This is a genomic window from Thalassovita mediterranea (genome assembly GCF_001458435.1).
GTDB lineage: Bacteria > Pseudomonadota > Alphaproteobacteria > Rhodobacterales > Rhodobacteraceae > Thalassobius > Thalassobius mediterraneus.
In genome coordinates, this window is sequence record NZ_CYSF01000006.1 from 645,700 (window position 1) to 662,362 (window position 16,663).

The following is a 16,663-nucleotide window of genomic DNA, read 5'->3' on the forward strand; positions in this document are numbered from 1 at the left end:
GCATCACTTCCTACCAGCACCATATTCCCGGTAGGTTCGGGAGTTTGGAAAAAATATTCAAGATCATCCCTACGCTATTTTCCCCATTAAACCAACTTGGCGAGTGCTTCATCCCAAGAAAGGTCGGGGTCTTCAGAAAGCATCTCAGCAATTGTGTCCCTTAAACCATACGGCGCTCTGGGCGAAGGTTCTGCTCTTAATTTACGTTCGTATTCTGCAACTCGCTTCCTCACACTAGCTTCTGCATACAAATCCTGCAGGTCCTTTGGAACAACCTTTGGCCCACTTACACCTTCTTCAATAATGTCCAGCAATTCGCGTGAGGTGAAGGCGTTTAGTTCCACGCGCATCGGCTGTTCATTGAACTCGTCCCAGTGCCTCCCCAGAAGGAAATCTATCGCTGTTTTCTCTATTCCATAACCTGCCAAAGTCTCGGCATAAGATACTCGTGTGTTGTATTTTTCTAACTCGACAGGCTCGGATTTCATTTGCCGATGTAGCTCCTGCGCTTGATCCCATGTCACACCCAGCTTCGTAGTATTCACTTCATTAGCGAATTGATAACGGTCTCGGTCGGTGACTAGGCTGTCAGCTAGAACACACCCATTAACATCGAAATCAGCCAGAACGTACAGCTGGAACCCATCAACAGTCCCGGCCAGATGATCAATCAAAGCCCGCGCGGCGACAACGGGCAACCCTTTCGAAGAAGCCATAGCCATGTCGTACCGCTCTAGAATCCCAGACTCCCGAATAAGCTGATTGAAACCCTCTTTTTCAACGAATAGCAGCTTGTTGAACCTCCCCTCCGCAGGCATGTTGCCGAAAACCATCGAAGGCCGCGCAGCCCTATCAAACCCGATATTCGCTGTTCTGCCCCTGTAGTTCTCAATCTCAACTGTCCCGAGCCCTACAGTCTGGCCAGTATGTGGTTCCTCCAGCGCGCCACGGTTATCATACGCAATTTTCCATTCCGGTCGTTGGAATATCGGGAGGTATTTTTGCGTCACGGTAGCGTCATCAAATTTGTCAATCTTGCACAGACGCAGGATGTCAGGCCGCATGGCATACATTAACTGGCGCGCGTTGGCCCAATATCGTCCACCCTCGGACACTTTTTCGTAGGCATCAGGCAGGAGCTGCTCGACAGCATCTTTAATCGTAATCCGCTTCTCTTTCGGCTTTCTCTTGCTGAGAGCAGTCTTGGCCTTTTTCCCAGCTGTCACGAATACGCGTATCAGGTCATAAACGAACTCTTCCATGTCGATAGCTTTGCCGGAGCTCACAATCGGGAAATATGGACTGCTGATCGAAAGTATCACGCGATAGTCAACGTTCTGACTTAGCGTAAATTTGTCACGATCTGATCCGCCTAGGTGAAATCTGTAGTTCTGCGTTACAAAGTTCACGCGCCCCTTCTTTTCTACATTCGCATTAACGCCAGTGAGGCTGACTGCCCTGTTAGTAACCAGCGTTTCAACACTTATGCTCCCGCTGCCCTTAGGTGTCGCTTTGACCCACGCCTCAACCACGTAAGGGATATTCTCGCGCTCTCCTCTTAACTGGGCATATTCCCAACCGGGCATTAAACCAGCGCCAACCTCACGAACTTTCGGCGTCCGCTCAAGGGTATGCTTTTGCATCTTGGCAAGCAGTTCGACCGCGTTAACACCTGTGAAAAGCTCATGAGGTTTGCAGGGCTGATAGCCAGTGCGGAATTGTCCAACGATCTCACTGACAGTTAAACCTTCCGCACTTCTCTGAATGTCCAGAATAGCCTCATCGTCAAACCACTCAGGTATCGCCTTGCTGGACTTTACCACTGGCCCCGCCATTTGCTCCGTTAACTTGAAGCTCAGTAGATCCGGCGTGTTTCCGATTTCATCACAATATACTCGCACCTTTGTGTCTGTGGTTTCACCTTGATCGACGTAAACGGTTTCCCCGTCATTTCCCACAAATACCTTGGTAGCTTTACCCTTGGCATGAACGACAAGGTGTCCGCCCAAACAGTATAGCGCCCCCATCACGGCCCTGAGACCATTGCCCAGCGCCCCACGCTCGCCTAGCCTCCAGTGTTTTGATGATATCAGTGCCCTTTTTATCGACAGCGCCTCAAGGGGAATGCCCGGACCATCGTCGTAGAACTCAAGCAGGTCACTGTCGACCAACCGCAAGCGCCCACCGCCGACGTCACAAGCATTGTCGATCAATTCCTTGATGATCATTTTTCTGAAGTGGTGCTTCGGCACACCCGCCTTTTCAGACAGGCCCTCTGGCGTCATAAAACGCTTCCAGTCCTCTTGGACCAAAGTAATCGGGGGCATCAGACACCTCAGAAATCAGCATGCGTAGAAGCAGCCTAGGATTTCGGTGAGATCGTTGCAAATCTGTGGTGCAGCCCGAGTTTCTCCAACAGGCAGTCTACAGTTTCATGCGCGAGGTATCTACTTAACCCGTTTGGGTCCCTCCAGATTATGTCATCTGGTCGGTCTAGGGCCTAATAGCTGGTCCTGAACTCGGGACAAAAACTACTTTATCCGCATGCGCTGTGGATTGAAGGTCAATGTAATTTCACGCCAGTGTTCGTACTTTTCTTTCGGCAAATTATACCCATTCGCGCCACAACGGATAATCGCTCTACGTGCCGCTTCGTAGGCCTGCCTTGCCGCCGCACCATTACCACCGGATGATTTTAATAGTTCAATCGAACTGGCAACCGGCCTTGCATCTTCGTCTAGTTGGAAACCAACGGTCACGGTCGTCCGAAGTGCCTCAGCACTCATCGAACCCACGTTCCAGCAGTGCTGAACTGATGCGCGCAAAGCAATTTTTTCACCAGCCGTGAGTGGCGCAGAAACTGTGGATCCTGAACCTAATGCTTTCTCAAGAGCTTGATTCACATCGTCTTCTGCTGAAACTGACGGGAAATTATGACTGCGTTCACTTTCTGGCTTGGCTTCGGTGTCTTGGTCAGTCACCCGGTTACTCTCTTGAGCATCCTCTCCCGAGTCGGCAAAATCACCGCGTTGTTGCATCGAGAGCAGAATGCCCAAGCTAGCAGCTAACGGTCCCGGCTGATATGGCTCTGTTGCTGGGGTAGGTGCATCCCAATCCAACAATTTGGTTACCATCACTCGTTCTTGGCATGAAATACGCGCATGTACCTTTTCACCATCAACCATAAGCCTGAATGTCGTGGTAGCAGCCCCAGCAATTTCTTCCGTCCAGACACTAGAAAATGGCATCAAGTCTGAAACCACTACCGCAGCATTGATGAACAATTGTAGTTCACTCAAACATGCTCGCTCAGTGTCATATTCTTTGATGTCTGACCCAACTTTGATGTCTGACCCAACTAAGTCGGAAAATCGCTCAGGGACCGCTTCAAGAAACTCCTCGGCAGACTTGGCGCTTTCTCTCGCAATACCTCCAAAAACACCACTACCGAGCTCCTGAGCGGTTACTTCGGTAACGCTTAAGAACAATCCAACCGACAAGGCTGTGACAAGTTTGATCATTCCTCAATTCTCACAGCAGTTCCACTGGCCACCAGCAATATCATATTCCCAGCGGCACTTAATTCCACATAATCCAAATCGACACCCACCACAGCGTTAGCGCCGACCTCGTAGGCTTCCTTCTTAAGTTCGTAGAGGGCGGTGCGCCTACTATCCCTAAGCGTCTTCTGGACCGCCTCTGAGCGCCCACCAACGATATCCCTGACACCAGCAAAAAGGTCTTTGAAGATATTCATACCGAAAGCACATTCAGCCGTTACTACTTCTATCCGCTTGGTGATCTTGAGGCCCTCAGGATAGGTTTCGGTGGTAAGGATAATCGCCTCAACCTGCTCATTGAACGCGCGCACGGCATTTTGTTGTTCTTCCTTTTCAGTGGCCGATTTGGCTCGCCTTAACTCTTCCTCAAGACGCCACGCGCAATCCATGCAAAGGCCATCTCCGCCTTTGTTAAGGAAGGTCAATTTCTTTCCACACTCTTCGCAATTCGCCAAACCGAAACCCCTCTAGCCCTTGCCGGTGCGTGGTGTTACCGCTTGGCATTCACCACATAAGTGATGACGAAAGACGCTTTGCCTTTCGCGCCACAGCTTGAGCACTTCAGCGTTTTGACTGCATTATGAACATTGATCTCATGTCCAAGCCTCTCGATCAACATTTTAACCGCCAACAGTGAGTTATGCCCACACATCTCACAGTGTAGCCCAAGATGGTTGTGCGTGATGCTGTCTAGTCGGATCATTAAGTGATTCACCTACAAACCTGTTCGACGTGGCCGAGTGGTCGAAGGCGCTCCCCTGCTAACGGGTATTGCTAGCGGCGCGTGGGTGGTTTCCGTGGGTGGTTGGCAAAAACACTCATTGCCTACATCTTTGATAGTAAAGATATTTTTTACGTCAAAAGAAAATGGCGGAGACGAAGGGATTCGAACCCTCGAGACCCTTCCGGGCCTACTCCCTTAGCAGGGGAGCGCCTTCGACCACTCGGCCACGTCTCCGCTGACCCGTTTATCTAGGCTTGGCGGCAGGGACAAGAGGAAAAACGCATCAATCTGCACAAAGCACCTCTGCGGCGCATCCCTGACATCGCAGAACCTATCAGACGACGCAACGATGGGATCTCGCAACAGAAAAGGGCCGCGATGATGCGGCCCTCTTGACGATACGACGGTGGGTTTCGCCCAAATCAGGTGTTGAACAGGAAGTGCATCACGTCGCCGTCCTGCACCTCGTACCCTTTGCCTTCAGCGCGCATCTTGCCCGCTTCTTTGGCACCCTGTTCACCGTTATTGGCAACATAGTCGTCAAAGGCGATGGTTTCGGCCCGGATGAAGCCGCGCTCAAAGTCACCGTGGATAACGCCAGCGGCCTGCGGGGCCATGGTGCCGACCTTGATGGTCCATGCACGCGCCTCTTTGGGGCCGACGGTGAAATAGGTTTCCAGATGCAACAGGCCGTATCCGGCACGGATCAGACGGTCCAGACCCGGCTCTTCCAGACCCATTTCGCCCAGGAACATCTCTGCCTCTTCGCCGTCGAGCTGGCTGATCTCTTCCTCGATGCGGGCGGAGATGATGACGTGGCTGTTGCCTTGCTCGGCGGCCATTTCAGCGACGCGGGCGGAATGAGCGTTACCCTCAGCCGACTCGTCCTCAGCCACGTTGCAGACATACAGAACCGGCTTGGTCGTCAGCAGCTGCAACAGCTTCCACGCCTTCTGGTCTTCGTCGTCAACTTCGACCAAACGGGCAGGCTTGCCATCTTCCAGCATCGCCTGTGCGGCGGCCAGCAGGCGATCCTGCTGCTGGGCTTCTTTGTCATTGCCCTTCAGTTTGCGCACCAGATTGGCGCGACGCTTTTCGATCGATTCCAGATCGGCCAGCATCAGCTCGGTTTCAATCGTTTCGGCGTCCATCACCGGATCAACGCGGCCCTCAACGTGGGTCACATCACCGTCCTCAAAACAGCGCAGCACATGGGCGATGGCGTCCACCTCGCGGATGTTGGCAAGGAACTGGTTGCCCAGACCTTCGCCCTTTGACGCGCCCTTCACCAGACCGGCGATGTCCACAAAGGTCATCCGCGCCGGAATGATGCTGGCCGATTTGGCGATCCCTGCCAGCGTGTCCAGACGCTGATCCGGCACGTTCACCTCACCCACGTTGGGTTCGATGGTGCAGAAGGGGAAGTTTGCCGCCTGCGCCGCAGCGGTTTTCGTCAGCGCGTTGAACAGGGTCGATTTGCCCACGTTCGGCAGACCCACGATACCCATCTTGAAGCCCATAGCCGGCCCTTTCTGAAATCCATGTTTTACGGGGCTTCTAGGCAGTTGCTGACGCCGTGGCAAGATGCGTGTTACCCTAACCCCCATCGCCTGACGGTGATGAGCGCGGATTACCGCGGCACACCCGCCCCTGAGGCCCAACCGGAGGAATGACTGTGACCTTTACCCCCTACTTATATTTCGACGGCCAAGCCGAAGCGGCCCTGCGCTATTATGCTGAGGTGTTTGGCGCCACAGATCTGACCCTGATGCCCTATCACGAAGCGCCCGAGCCAGAGGGGCTGCCGAAATCAGACCACATCATGTACGGCCATATCATGCTGGGCGATGCATGCCTAATGGCGTCCGATGTCATGCCGGGCACCAAGGCCGGGCCGCAGCAGGCTGTTGCGATCAACTTTCCCGTTGAAACCGTCGAAGAGGGACAGCACCTATTTGACCGTCTGTGCGAAGGTGGTGCGGTGACAATGCCCTATGGCCCAGTGTTCTATTCCAAGGCGTTTGGCATGGTGAAGGACCGGTTCGGCACCCATTGGATGATCGGCGTCCCACCCGAAGAGCCTGACGCATAATAAACGCAACACCAAGGCACGCCCAAGCGGCATTGATTTTCCGTCCCAAAGCAGGCACATGCAGGGGAGTGATTTTGAAGGACAGCCGCATGACCCGCATCGACGCCAAGTTCGCCGCCCTGAAAGCCGAAGGCAAAAAGGCCTTTGTCTCTTATGTCATGGCGGGCGACCCCGACTACGCCACCTCTTTGGAAATCGTGAAAGCCCTGCCCAAAGCGGGTGTGGACATCATCGAGCTGGGCCTGCCCTTCACCGATCCGATGGCTGATGGCCCGACCATCCAGCTGGCCGGTCAACGCGCGCTGGACGCAGGCCAGACCCTGCAGTCCACGCTGGATCTGGCGGCAGAGTTCCGCAAAGAGGATGACACTACCCCGATCGTGTTGATGGGCTACTACAACCCGATCTACAGCCGTGGCGTAGACAAATTTCTGGCCGACGCCAAAGAGGCGGGCATTGACGGCTTGATCGTGGTGGACCTACCGCCCGAAGAGGATGACGAACTGTGCATTCCCGCCCAGAAAGCTGGATTGAACTTCATTCGTCTGGCCACGCCGACCACCGATGAAAAACGCCTGCCCACCGTGCTGCAGAACACCAGCGGCTTTGTGTACTACGTCTCCGTCACCGGCATCACCGGTTCGGCAGAGGCGCAGGCTGGCAACGTTGGCCCAGAGGTCGCGCGCATCAAGGCCGCGACTGATCTGCCCGTCATCGTGGGCTTTGGCATCAACACGCCCGAGGCGGCGGAAAACATCGCCTCCGTAGCAGATGGCTGCGTTGTCGGCTCCGCCATCGTGAAGGAAATCGGTGAGGGCAAATCGGTCGAAGAAGTCAGCGCCTTTGTCGCCTCTCTGGCCGATGGTGCGCACCGCGCCTAAGCCCCTACCCTATCTATGAATGCTAGAAAACGCGCCCTCGTGGCGCGTTTTTCTTTGTCGCGCGCACTGATCACACAAACAAACCGAACCAATTCACCCTCAAAAACACGCAATTTCCATTGAATTGGTCACATTTTCAGGGAAAGGGATTGCCGCAAGGTCGCTCAGTCGGTAAAGAAACCTAACCAAAACTCAAGGTTTCGACTCATCATGCCTGTTATTACAAATATCGAAGACCTGAAACGGATCTACAAACGCCGCGCCCCGCGGATGTTCTACGACTACGCCGAAAGCGGCAGCTGGACAGAACAGACCTTCCGCGAAAACTGCTCTGACTTTGATCAATTGTATCTGCGTCAGCGCGTTGCCGTGGACATGTCGGGCCGTTCCACCGCGACACAGATGATCGGCCAGGATGTGTCGATGCCCGTTGCGCTGGCACCAGTGGGCCTGACCGGCATGCAGCATGCGGATGGTGAAATTAAGGCCGCCCGCGCCGCAGAAAAATTCGGCGTGCCCTTCACCCTGTCCACCATGTCCATCAACTCGATCGAAGACGTGGCAGAGGCAACAACCAAACCTTTCTGGTTCCAGCTCTACACCATGAAGGATCAGGATTTCGTTAGCCGCCTGATTCAGCGCGCCAAAGCGGCGAATTGTTCGGCACTAGTGATCACGCTGGACCTGCAGATCCTTGGCCAGCGCCATAAGGATCTGAAAAACGGCCTGTCCGCCCCGCCGAAACTGACCCCGTCGACAATCGCCAACCTGATGACCAAATGGACATGGGGCCTGCAGATGCTGGGCGCGAAGCGTCGCAACTTCGGCAACATCGTTGGCCATGTTGAGGGCGTATCTGACGCCGCGAACCTTGGCGCATGGACTGCGGAACAGTTCGACCCGACGCTGGACTGGGGCAAGATTGCCAAGATCAAGGAAGAATGGGGCGGCCCTGTGATCCTCAAGGGTATTCTGGATGCCGAAGACGCGAAAATGGCCATGTCCGTTGGCGCCGATGCAATCGTTGTGTCCAACCACGGCGGTCGTCAGCTGGATGGCGCGATGAGCTCAATCAAGGCGCTACCGTCCATTCTGGACGCTGTTGGCGATCAGGTGGAGGTGCATCTGGACAGCGGCATCCGCTCCGGTCAGGACGTGCTGAAGGCACTGGCAATGGGCGCCAAGGGCACCTACATCGGCCGCGCCTTTGTCTACGGTCTGGGCGCGATGGGTGAGGCAGGCGTGACCAAAGCGCTGGAAGTCATCCACAAAGAACTGGACACCTCGATGGCGCTGTGCGGGCGTCGTCGTGTGGATGAGCTGGACCGCGATATCCTGCTGATCCCCGAAGATTTCGAAGGCCGCTGGCAATAGCCGGCACCACCACTCACGGCCTAAGAACGGGAAGGCCCGGGGTTTTGACACCCCGGGCCTTTTTGGTGCAGGGTGCCCGCATAAGACAAAACACACTAAGAGGCTGGGCATGTTGGTTTTTGTTGACGCGAATATCGCGCTGTTTGCGGTGCCGAAAACCGGTTCCACCGCCTATCATCTGGCGCTGAAAAGCAAAGCAGACATTGCGCTAGTCGGCAAACAGGCGCTGAAACATATGCCCCTGCGCAAATACGATCAGCACTTCGCCCCTTTCCTGAAAGGGGCCTATGGCCTGACCCCTGAACGGGTCGCTGTGATGCGCCACCCCGTCGAACAGATCCGCAGCTGGTACAAATACCGTAGCCGCGACAAGGTACGTGGCGCCAACGCCGTGCCAGAGGGCATGAGTTTTGATGATTTCGTCGCTGAAGTGATTTCCCGCAATCCAGCACCTTGCGCCAAGGTGGGCAGTCAGTTCACCTTTCTCACCAATGACGCGGGCGAATTGCGCACGGACCACCTCTTTGCCTATGAACGGCCCGTGCAGCTCATCCGCTTCTTGCAGAACCGGATCGGCAAACCCTTTGAAACGCAGAAAAAAAACGTCTCCCCCCACCGCGACGCACCGTTGAGTTCCGCGATGGAGGCCGACCTGCGCGCTGCCCGGGCAGACGAATTTGCCCTTTATGATCGGGTGATGGAGGCCGGCGGGCATCTGGAAACCCCGCAGATAGATTGACGCCGAAGCCAATTTTTCACCTCCGGCGCAAGCGCTGAATTTTCCGAGTAATACCTTTGACGACGTCCAATTTCATTCCCCTTACGCAGATAGCGCGCATCAAAAGCACCCTGATCGAGACCCTGCGCTTTCTGGCGATCCTACTGCCCGGCTTCCTGGCCCTTTTTCTGGTTGTCCGCGCCTTTGTGAACGGCCACGTCAGCGACATCACCTTTGCCCTGTGGTTGCTGCCCATTCAGGCGGCGTCGCTCTTGGTTCCAAATCCGATCCTTGAAACCCCGACCGAACGCAGAAGGTTTCTGCTGAAACTGGCAGGGCTACTGCCACCGATCGCCGCCTTGTTCCCATTAACTGTTGTGCTGCTGATCTTTGGTCAACTCGACAGCGCAGCTTTTGTATTTCATCTGGTGTTCGGGATTGACGGGACGCCGCTGGCGGGTTTCACCCCCTATATCGTGACCGTTGCGATTTACTGGGCATCTATCCTGATCACCCTCTACAGGCTACGCAGATGGATCCGCCATGTCCCCTTCTGGTGGTCGCTAAGCGTTGCGGTGATGGTATTGGGCAATCCCGTGCTGCACGAAATTGTCTTTAACGAGGTCCAGGCAAAATACAGCAGGCTGGAAAGCCTGATGCCCGAATTTCAGGAACCGACGTTGATCGCCCCCACACAGGGCGAGAACCCCGATCTGATCATTCTCTATCTGGAAGGGTTGGAAGGGACCTATGGTATCGACGCCGCATTCGGCGACATTTACGATCCGATCGAACGCCTGTCAGAACAGGGCGTCGCGTTCACGAACGTCGGGCAGATCCGCGGCACCGGATGGAGTTTGGCCGGCATGACCGCCACGCAATGCGGCATGCCGCTGATGCCACTGGGATCGCGCCCGCTGGGGCGCACCGCCGATATCAAGTCCATCGCCCCCAATCTGACCTGCCTTACCGATGTCTTGCACGCGCGCGGCTATCATTCGACCTATGCCTCTACCACAGAAATCATCGGCAGTGATCGTGGCCACTACGGGTTCGACAATTTCTATGGCAGCCACCAACTGAACCAGATCATCGATCTGAACAATGCAACGACACCCGGCGCAATTGCCGCCAGAAACTCCGGCGTTGTCGACAGTTGGGGCCTACGCGATGCCGAAGGATTTGCCATTGCACTAGCCCATGTAAAAGAACGCCTGCAAAGCGACCAGCCCTATGCGCTGATCCTATCGACAATGGATACCCACGGCCCCAAAGGCTACACCTCGCCGCAATGCCAGCATCAGGGATTACCGGCCATCGACGACGATCTGACTCACGCAATCAAATGCACCACCGCGCTGACCGAAGAGTTCATCGCCGACCTGCAAACGTTGACCGCTGATCGCGACACCCGCATCATCGTGACCAGTGACCATCTGGCACATCAAAACAACCTTACCCCAATCCTAAACCAGTTTGAGCGCCGCAACCGCGTTATCCTGCTGAACGGCCCAGAGGCCCCGCAGGTGATCGACACGCCAGCCGCGATGCCGGATATTTATCCGACGCTCTTGAACTGGCTGGGCTGGCTGGCACCGGATGTGCCCCAACAGGCGGGCATTGGTACATCACTGCTGCAAAACCAGCCTACACTCACCCAGCGTTTGGGCATGGATGCCATCGATGATCGGCTACGTCTGGATGTGGAACTATCGCATCACTTCTGGCATCAGGCGCCCCGCAGGGCGCAACAGTGAAATCGTCGGACGGGTTAATAAAATAAGCCCTTTCAAAATTCCCCTAGCTGGTCTATACGCGCGGCTTCATGCGGGCATACAGCCTTGGAGGATGTCCGCGATTCTAACTTATTTATGGAGAATTCCAAATGGCTGGAACTATTCCTGACCTTCACGCAGAGGTCCGCACGGGGACAGGCAAGGGCGCCGCTCGTCAAGCACGCCGCGAAGGCAAAGTACCCGGTGTTGTATTCGGTGGCGAAGCAGAGCCGCTGGCAATCAACGTTCCCTTCAACGACCTGCTGAAGCGCCTGAAAGCTGGCCGCTTCAAGTCGACCCTGTTCAACCTGAAAGTTGAAGGTCAAGAAGACGTTCGCGTGATCTGCCGCGACGTTCAGCGTGACGTTGTCAAAGACCTGCCGACCCACATCGACCTGATGCGTCTGCGTCGCACCACCCGCATCAACCTGTTCATCAACGTGAACTTCGAAAACCAAGACGACTGCCCCGGCATCAAAAAAGGCGGCGTTCTGACTGTTGTTCGTCCCGAAGTTGAGCTGGAAGTTCTGGCCGGTGATATCCCTGAGTCGATCACCGTTGATCTGGCAAACGCCAACGTTGGTGACGTTCTGCACATCTCCGACGTGACCCTGCCCGAAGGCGCCAAGCCGACCATCGACCGTGACTTCGTGATTGCGAACATCTCGGCTCCGTCGGGTCTGCGTTCGGAAGAGAACGAAGAAGGCGAAGCAGAAGGCGGCGAAGAGTAATCTTCACCCGACTTTTGGTCGTTACAAAAAGAAACGCGGGACAGATCTCTGTCCCGCGTTTTTCTTTTCTAAACCACTGAATGCGAACCTCTAAGCATCAGACACTTTCGTGCAGTACGGTCTGGAACCCTTCGAATTGCGGCGGGCCCGCCATCAGGCCTTTGGTGCCGCTGTTGCCTGCGTTTTTATGGGCATCACGGAACTGCTGGGATTTGGTCCAGGCGATGAAATCTTCTTCGCTCGCCCATGTCGTATGCGACGAGTAGAGGCGATAGTCATCCGTTGCGGGGCCTTTCAGCATGCGAAACTCCTGATAGCCCTTCATTTCGTTCAAACGGCCCTCGCGCTGGCGCCAGACCTCCTCAAACTCTTCTTCTTTGCCAAGAACCACCTTGAACCGGTTCATCGCGATATAGGACATGCCTTTTCCTTTGCTTGATATGGAGAGCAAGCTGGCATGAACGCGCCCGTTCGGCTGGCTGTCCGAGATTTGCGCCGAAGCAATGCAAAGGTCAACGGGGCACAGGTTGCTGCCGGGGCTTTTGTGCCGCTGTTCTTTGGCGTAAAACGCCCTCAAAGGCCCGAATGATCCGGCCGCCTGATCAGACCAACAAAGGAATGACCCCATGCTGCTCTTCGTCGGCCTCGGCAACCCGGGGGCAAAATACGCCGGGAACCGCCACAACATCGGCTTCATGGCGCTGGACGAAATCGCCCGCGATCACAACTTCGCCCCATGGCGTGGCAAGTTTCAGGGACAGGTGTGCGAAGGCCGTTTGGGCCGTGAAAAGGTCATCTTGCTGAAACCGGAAACCTTCATGAACCTGTCGGGTCAGTCGGTTGGTGAGGCGATGCGGTTTTACAAGCTGACCCATGAGGATGTGGTGGTCTTTCACGACGAACTGGATCTGGCGCCGGGCAAATGTCGGGTGAAACAGGGCGGCGGTCATGCAGGCCACAACGGGCTGCGGTCTATCCACCAACATATCAGCCCTGATTACACCCGCGTGCGTCTGGGCATTGGCCATCCGGGGCACAAAGACCGCGTGGCAGGCTATGTACTGGCCGATTTTGCCAAGGCGGAACAGAACTGGCTGGACGATCTGATGCGCGGCATTTCCGATGGCGCGGCGCATCTGGCCGAGGGGGATAATGGCAAGTTTCAAAACGCCGTTGCCCTGCGGGTGAACCCACCGCGCAGCTCTGGCGGGCAAAAAGGTGCCCAGACCAAGGCGGGCAAATCGCAGGGCGCGCAGGCCAAACCGGATGCGCCCAAGTCGGACAAATCTACAGCCAAAGCTGCCACCAAGCCCACCACAGACCAACCCGACACCCGTTCCGCCATGGAACGGCTCTTGGACAAGTTCAAGTAGCCTGCCCCTACGGCATCTGCCCTGCCCCTTGCCCTGCGTCCCTGTGCCATGATCATCTGACGCTGGGAGGATAGATCATGCGTGCAGTGTTCAAATGGGTCGCGCGGCTGGCGCTGATGTTGTGTCTGGCCGTGGCGCTTGTCGGAATTTGGAAACGGGAAGAAGTCAGCCGACTATTAGCGGTGAACAGCCTGTTTGCGCCCGACAAGATTGTCCACAATTTTTCCAACATGGATCAACTGTTCTGGACCACGCCCGTGTCACGCGGCGACGGCCCTGTCAGCCCCCTGCCCCAAGGCACGGCAATGACACTGCCCACCAGCACAGACGACTGGATCGAACGACGCGCGCTTACAGGTCTGTTGGTACTGAAAGGTAGTGAGATCCGCCATGAGGCCTATTACCTAGACACCACGCCTGAGGATCGTCGCATCAGTTGGTCGATGGCGAAATCCTACATCTCCGCTCTGTTAGGCATTCTGGTCGACGAAGGCGCGCTGGCGCTGGAGGATCCGCTGATCAAACACGTGCCCGCGCTGAAAGGATCGGCCTATGAAAACACGCGGGTGATTGACGCGCTGCACATGTCCAGCGGCATCTCCTTTAACGAGGACTATCTGGATTTCCATTCCGACATCAATAAAATGGGCCGCGTTCTGGCGCTAGGGGGATCTATGGATGCCTTTGCCGCTGGTCAGGACCAAATCCGCGACACCCCCGGTGCCAGCTGGCATTATGTGTCCATCGACACCCATGTGATCGGCATGGCCATTCGCGGCGCCACGGGCCGCAGCATTCCCGATCTGATGCAGGAGAAACTGATTGCCCCCTTGGGCATGGAAGAGGATGCGCTGATGATCACCGATGGTGCTGGCGTCAGCTTTGTCCTTGGGGGGCTGAACATCCGACTGCGGGACTATGGCCGGTTTGGCCAGATGGTGCTGCAGGACGGTATGTGGCAGGGCAAACGCATCCTGCCTGAGGGGTGGGTCAAACGATCCGGCACCTTCACGGCACCTACTGCGGCGGGCAAACACGCCTATGGTCTGCATTGGTGGGGCGCCCATGACCCACGCGAAGGTGAGTTTTTTGCGCGCGGCGTTTATGGTCAATATATCTACATCAACACGCCGCTTGATGTGGTGATTGTTGTCACCTCGGCGGACCGCCTGTTTCGACAGAAGGGCGTCAGCCGTGAAATGGTCGATATGTTGCGCAACATCGCCGCAGCCGCACAGAACTGATCGCCTGAATACGCGGGTGGGCTAAGTGATGTCAGGCGCACACACGAAGGAGAATACGCCATGGTCCACCCCCTGCCCGCCATCAACGTTCTGGGTGAAACCCTTGCGCCTTGTTCGGCTGACCCTGTGACAGGTTTCTTTCGTGATGGCCACTGCAACACCTGCGCCGAAGATCATGGTTCGCACACGGTCTGCGCTGTCATGACCGCAGAGTTTTTGGCGTTCTCCAAATATCTAGGCAATGATCTTAGTACACCAGTGCCTGACTATAACTTTCCCGGATTGAAACCCGGCGATCAGTGGTGCCTGTGCGCGGGCCGTTTTATGCAGGCGCATATCGAAGACTGCGCACCTAAAATTCGCCTATCTTCGACCCACCAAAAGGCGCTGGAAATTGTTCCTTTGGAAATCCTGCAGCGTTACGCAATCGATTGAACCGGTTCCCTGTCGGCCTGCGCACCCTCCCCAGGGTCTAACGAACCGTCCAATAGATCCTCGATAAACAGGCTCAATAGCTGCGCCCGATTGCTGACCTGTGCCTTGCGATAGATCGCATTGCTTTGCGCCTTGACCGTCCCGGGTGAGGTATTACGCAGACTGGCGATCTCTTCGATACCGCAGCCCTTGAGTGAAAACAGTGCCACCTCGCGTTCTGCCGGTGTCAGCGACCACTGACGAAACCTCTCCTCCAGATGGTCATGAAATGCGCCTTGCACCACGCGCAGGCTTGCCTCTGCCTGTTCGGTGCGCTGCATGGAACGACGAAACGCAATCCACCCCAGCACCACACCAAGGACCAGGCCAACGGCTGCCCCCACCTCCAGAAACTCGCGGGTTTGCCAACTGATCGGAGAGGCGCGCAGGCCAATCACGGTGGCCAGGATATCCGATACAAAAAACACAGCGCAGATGGCCTGCAGCAGGATCAGAATGATCAACGGAACGGATTTGGTCACAACACACCTCCGGTCATGGGGCTAGGACTGACAGCCTTAGGTAACTCAAGAATCATCTTCGTCGTCATCCTCATCATCTGAGCCATCGTCGTCGTTGTCGTTGTCATCGCCGTCATCATCATCATCGTCGTCATGGTCATCGTGATGGTCATCGTGATGGTCGTCGTCATCCGAAGTATTGTGATCTTCGTCATCGTCGGCGACGTCTTCATCATCCCGCCCTGATTGGATTGCATACCGATCAAGGTCGTCGTCATCTTCATCTTCCCAATGGTCGCGCAGGATCTGGCCTGTGCGCGGGTTCACGATAACCTCTCTCTCGGAACCATTGGCGTAGGCTTCGATGCGGATGCGCCCGAGGAAAGTGCGCGATACCTCGAAACGACTATAACCCTGATCGGCCAATTGTTGCGTCACACGGTCGACGATCGGATTTGCATTGGCCTGCGACGCAAAGGCGGCAAACACTGCGATGACAAGGGTTCTACGGATCATGTGTCACTCCTCTTTGTCGGGTGATCAGGGGCTTTTACAGTCCACACTCGCTGGGACAGAACGGCGTTGCAAGGGGCTACCCCAATCAGGGCAGCCCAGCGTCAGGATCAAGACGCCAAAGCGTGGTGGTGATTAGACGTCATCTTGGGCGTCGTCATCTTCGTCATCCCCATCGCCGTCATCGTCGTCATCTTCATCCTCGTCATCTTCATCTTCATCTTCATCTTCATCCTCGTCATCGTCACCATCGTCGTCGTCATCCCCCTCATCCTCTTCGCCGTCGTCGATGTGGCCCTCTTCTTCCTCGTCATCATCATCGTCATGCTCTTCCACCTCATGGAACAACACTTCGCCGCTGCTCGCGTCATAGACCGTCTCGATGACATAGCCATCGCGCAAGGCCTCTACGGTCACCTCAACACCATCTGCGCTGACCTCAATCGCGTCGTAGCCTTCGCGGGTAAAATGATCGACGACCGCCGCTACAAAATCATCAACAGGCGCGGTTGTCTGGGCGTGAACCTGTGCTGCGAACCCAAAGGCAATGGTCGTGGTGGTGATCAAAATACGTTTCATGTCTGCTCCTGCATTTTGCTGTCCGGCCAGCTGCCGGCGCGTGTCATTGTCAGCAGGCGGCCTATGCACCACCTGCCATGCCAGCAACAAAGCCTCCGTCCACGTCAGGGTATATTGACCAATAGATTAAACCCGCGCTCTCAGAACGCGGGTTTAGGGGGATA

17 protein-coding genes and 1 tRNA gene are annotated in these 16,663 nt (G+C 55.7%); 9 read left to right on the plus strand and 9 right to left on the minus strand.

The window, feature by feature from the left end:
* Nucleotides 1–86: 86 nt before the first annotated feature.
* From TM5383_RS07030 to ychF, 5 genes are all read right to left on the minus strand, one after another.
* The gene (locus tag TM5383_RS07030) at nt 87–2,327 is read right to left on the minus strand and encodes a hypothetical protein (protein ID WP_058318294.1); all 2,241 of its coding nucleotides are present in this window, start codon (nt 2,325–2,327) and stop codon (nt 87–89) included.
* 204 nt (nt 2,328–2,531) lie between these two features.
* Nucleotides 2,532–3,521, minus strand: coding sequence for a cell envelope integrity protein TolA (gene tolA / locus TM5383_RS16850; RefSeq protein WP_058318295.1), 990 nt, complete (start codon nt 3,519–3,521; stop codon nt 2,532–2,534).
* Nucleotides 3,518–3,985: a YbjQ family protein gene (locus tag TM5383_RS07040; RefSeq protein WP_231725059.1), complete on the minus strand. Its 468-nt coding sequence runs from the start codon at nt 3,983–3,985 to the stop codon at nt 3,518–3,520. The genes tolA and TM5383_RS07040 overlap by 4 nt, the downstream gene beginning before the upstream one ends.
* A 443-nt stretch (nt 3,986–4,428) precedes the next feature.
* Nucleotides 4,429–4,518: transfer RNA gene (locus tag TM5383_RS07045), tRNA-Ser, on the minus strand.
* Between the two features lie 188 nt (nt 4,519–4,706).
* A complete protein-coding gene (gene ychF / locus TM5383_RS07050) occupies nt 4,707–5,804 on the minus strand; it encodes a redox-regulated ATPase YchF (protein ID WP_058318297.1) in 1,098 nt (365 codons plus the stop codon).
* Nucleotides 5,805–5,953: 149 nt separating this feature from the next.
* On the opposite strand from ychF, the gene TM5383_RS07055 reads away from it, so the two are divergent.
* From TM5383_RS07055 to TM5383_RS07080, 6 genes are all read left to right on the plus strand, one after another.
* Nucleotides 5,954–6,376 carry a VOC family protein gene (locus TM5383_RS07055; RefSeq protein ID WP_058318298.1) on the plus strand — a complete coding sequence of 141 codons (423 nt, stop codon included), beginning with the start codon at nt 5,954–5,956 and terminating at the stop codon, nt 6,374–6,376.
* Nucleotides 6,377–6,465: 89 nt separating this feature from the next.
* Complete coding sequence (gene trpA / locus TM5383_RS07060; protein ID WP_058318299.1) at nt 6,466–7,257, plus strand: tryptophan synthase subunit alpha; 792 nt, start codon at nt 6,466–6,468, stop codon at nt 7,255–7,257.
* Between the two features lie 210 nt (nt 7,258–7,467).
* Nucleotides 7,468–8,631 carry an alpha-hydroxy acid oxidase gene (locus tag TM5383_RS07065; protein ID WP_058318300.1) on the plus strand — a complete coding sequence of 388 codons (1,164 nt, stop codon included), beginning with the start codon at nt 7,468–7,470 and terminating at the stop codon, nt 8,629–8,631.
* Between the two features lie 109 nt (nt 8,632–8,740).
* Nucleotides 8,741–9,370: a hypothetical protein gene (locus TM5383_RS07070; protein WP_058318301.1), complete on the plus strand. Its 630-nt coding sequence runs from the start codon at nt 8,741–8,743 to the stop codon at nt 9,368–9,370.
* Nucleotides 9,371–9,426: 56 nt separating this feature from the next.
* The gene (locus TM5383_RS07075; RefSeq protein WP_058318302.1) at nt 9,427–11,106 is read left to right on the plus strand and encodes a sulfatase-like hydrolase/transferase; all 1,680 of its coding nucleotides are present in this window, start codon (nt 9,427–9,429) and stop codon (nt 11,104–11,106) included.
* A 128-nt stretch (nt 11,107–11,234) separates the two neighbouring features.
* Nucleotides 11,235–11,855: a 50S ribosomal protein L25/general stress protein Ctc gene (locus tag TM5383_RS07080; protein ID WP_058318303.1), complete on the plus strand. Its 621-nt coding sequence runs from the start codon at nt 11,235–11,237 to the stop codon at nt 11,853–11,855.
* 97 nt (nt 11,856–11,952) lie between these two features.
* On the opposite strand, the gene hmuQ is transcribed toward TM5383_RS07080, so the two are convergent.
* Nucleotides 11,953–12,276, minus strand: coding sequence for a heme-degrading protein HmuQ (hmuQ, locus tag TM5383_RS07085; RefSeq protein ID WP_058318304.1), 324 nt, complete (start codon nt 12,274–12,276; stop codon nt 11,953–11,955).
* Nucleotides 12,277–12,481: 205 nt separating this feature from the next.
* Here hmuQ and pth point away from each other — a divergent pair, with 205 nt between their 5' ends.
* The 3 genes from pth (at nt 12,482) to TM5383_RS07100 (ending at nt 14,907) form a co-directional block, all read left to right on the plus strand.
* Nucleotides 12,482–13,228: an aminoacyl-tRNA hydrolase gene (gene pth / locus TM5383_RS07090; RefSeq protein WP_058318305.1), complete on the plus strand. Its 747-nt coding sequence runs from the start codon at nt 12,482–12,484 to the stop codon at nt 13,226–13,228.
* 77 nt (nt 13,229–13,305) lie between these two features.
* A complete protein-coding gene (locus TM5383_RS07095) occupies nt 13,306–14,472 on the plus strand; it encodes a serine hydrolase domain-containing protein (protein ID WP_058318306.1) in 1,167 nt (388 codons plus the stop codon).
* 60 nt (nt 14,473–14,532) lie between these two features.
* The gene (locus TM5383_RS07100; RefSeq protein WP_058318307.1) at nt 14,533–14,907 is read left to right on the plus strand and encodes a DUF2237 family protein; all 375 of its coding nucleotides are present in this window, start codon (nt 14,533–14,535) and stop codon (nt 14,905–14,907) included.
* On the opposite strand, the gene TM5383_RS07105 is transcribed toward TM5383_RS07100, so the two are convergent.
* The 3 genes from TM5383_RS07105 to TM5383_RS16860 all read right to left on the minus strand — a co-directional run bounded on the left by TM5383_RS07105 (nt 14,892) and on the right by TM5383_RS16860 (nt 16,499).
* Nucleotides 14,892–15,428 carry a helix-turn-helix transcriptional regulator gene (locus TM5383_RS07105; RefSeq protein ID WP_058318308.1) on the minus strand — a complete coding sequence of 179 codons (537 nt, stop codon included), beginning with the start codon at nt 15,426–15,428 and terminating at the stop codon, nt 14,892–14,894. The genes TM5383_RS07100 and TM5383_RS07105 overlap by 16 nt on opposite strands.
* A 45-nt stretch (nt 15,429–15,473) precedes the next feature.
* On the minus strand, nt 15,474–15,923 hold the full coding sequence (locus TM5383_RS16855; RefSeq protein ID WP_058318309.1) for a hypothetical protein: 450 nt from the start codon (nt 15,921–15,923) through the stop codon (nt 15,474–15,476).
* 132 nt (nt 15,924–16,055) lie between these two features.
* A complete protein-coding gene (locus TM5383_RS16860; RefSeq protein WP_058318310.1) occupies nt 16,056–16,499 on the minus strand; it encodes a hypothetical protein in 444 nt (147 codons plus the stop codon).
* Nucleotides 16,500–16,663 lie beyond the last annotated feature (164 nt).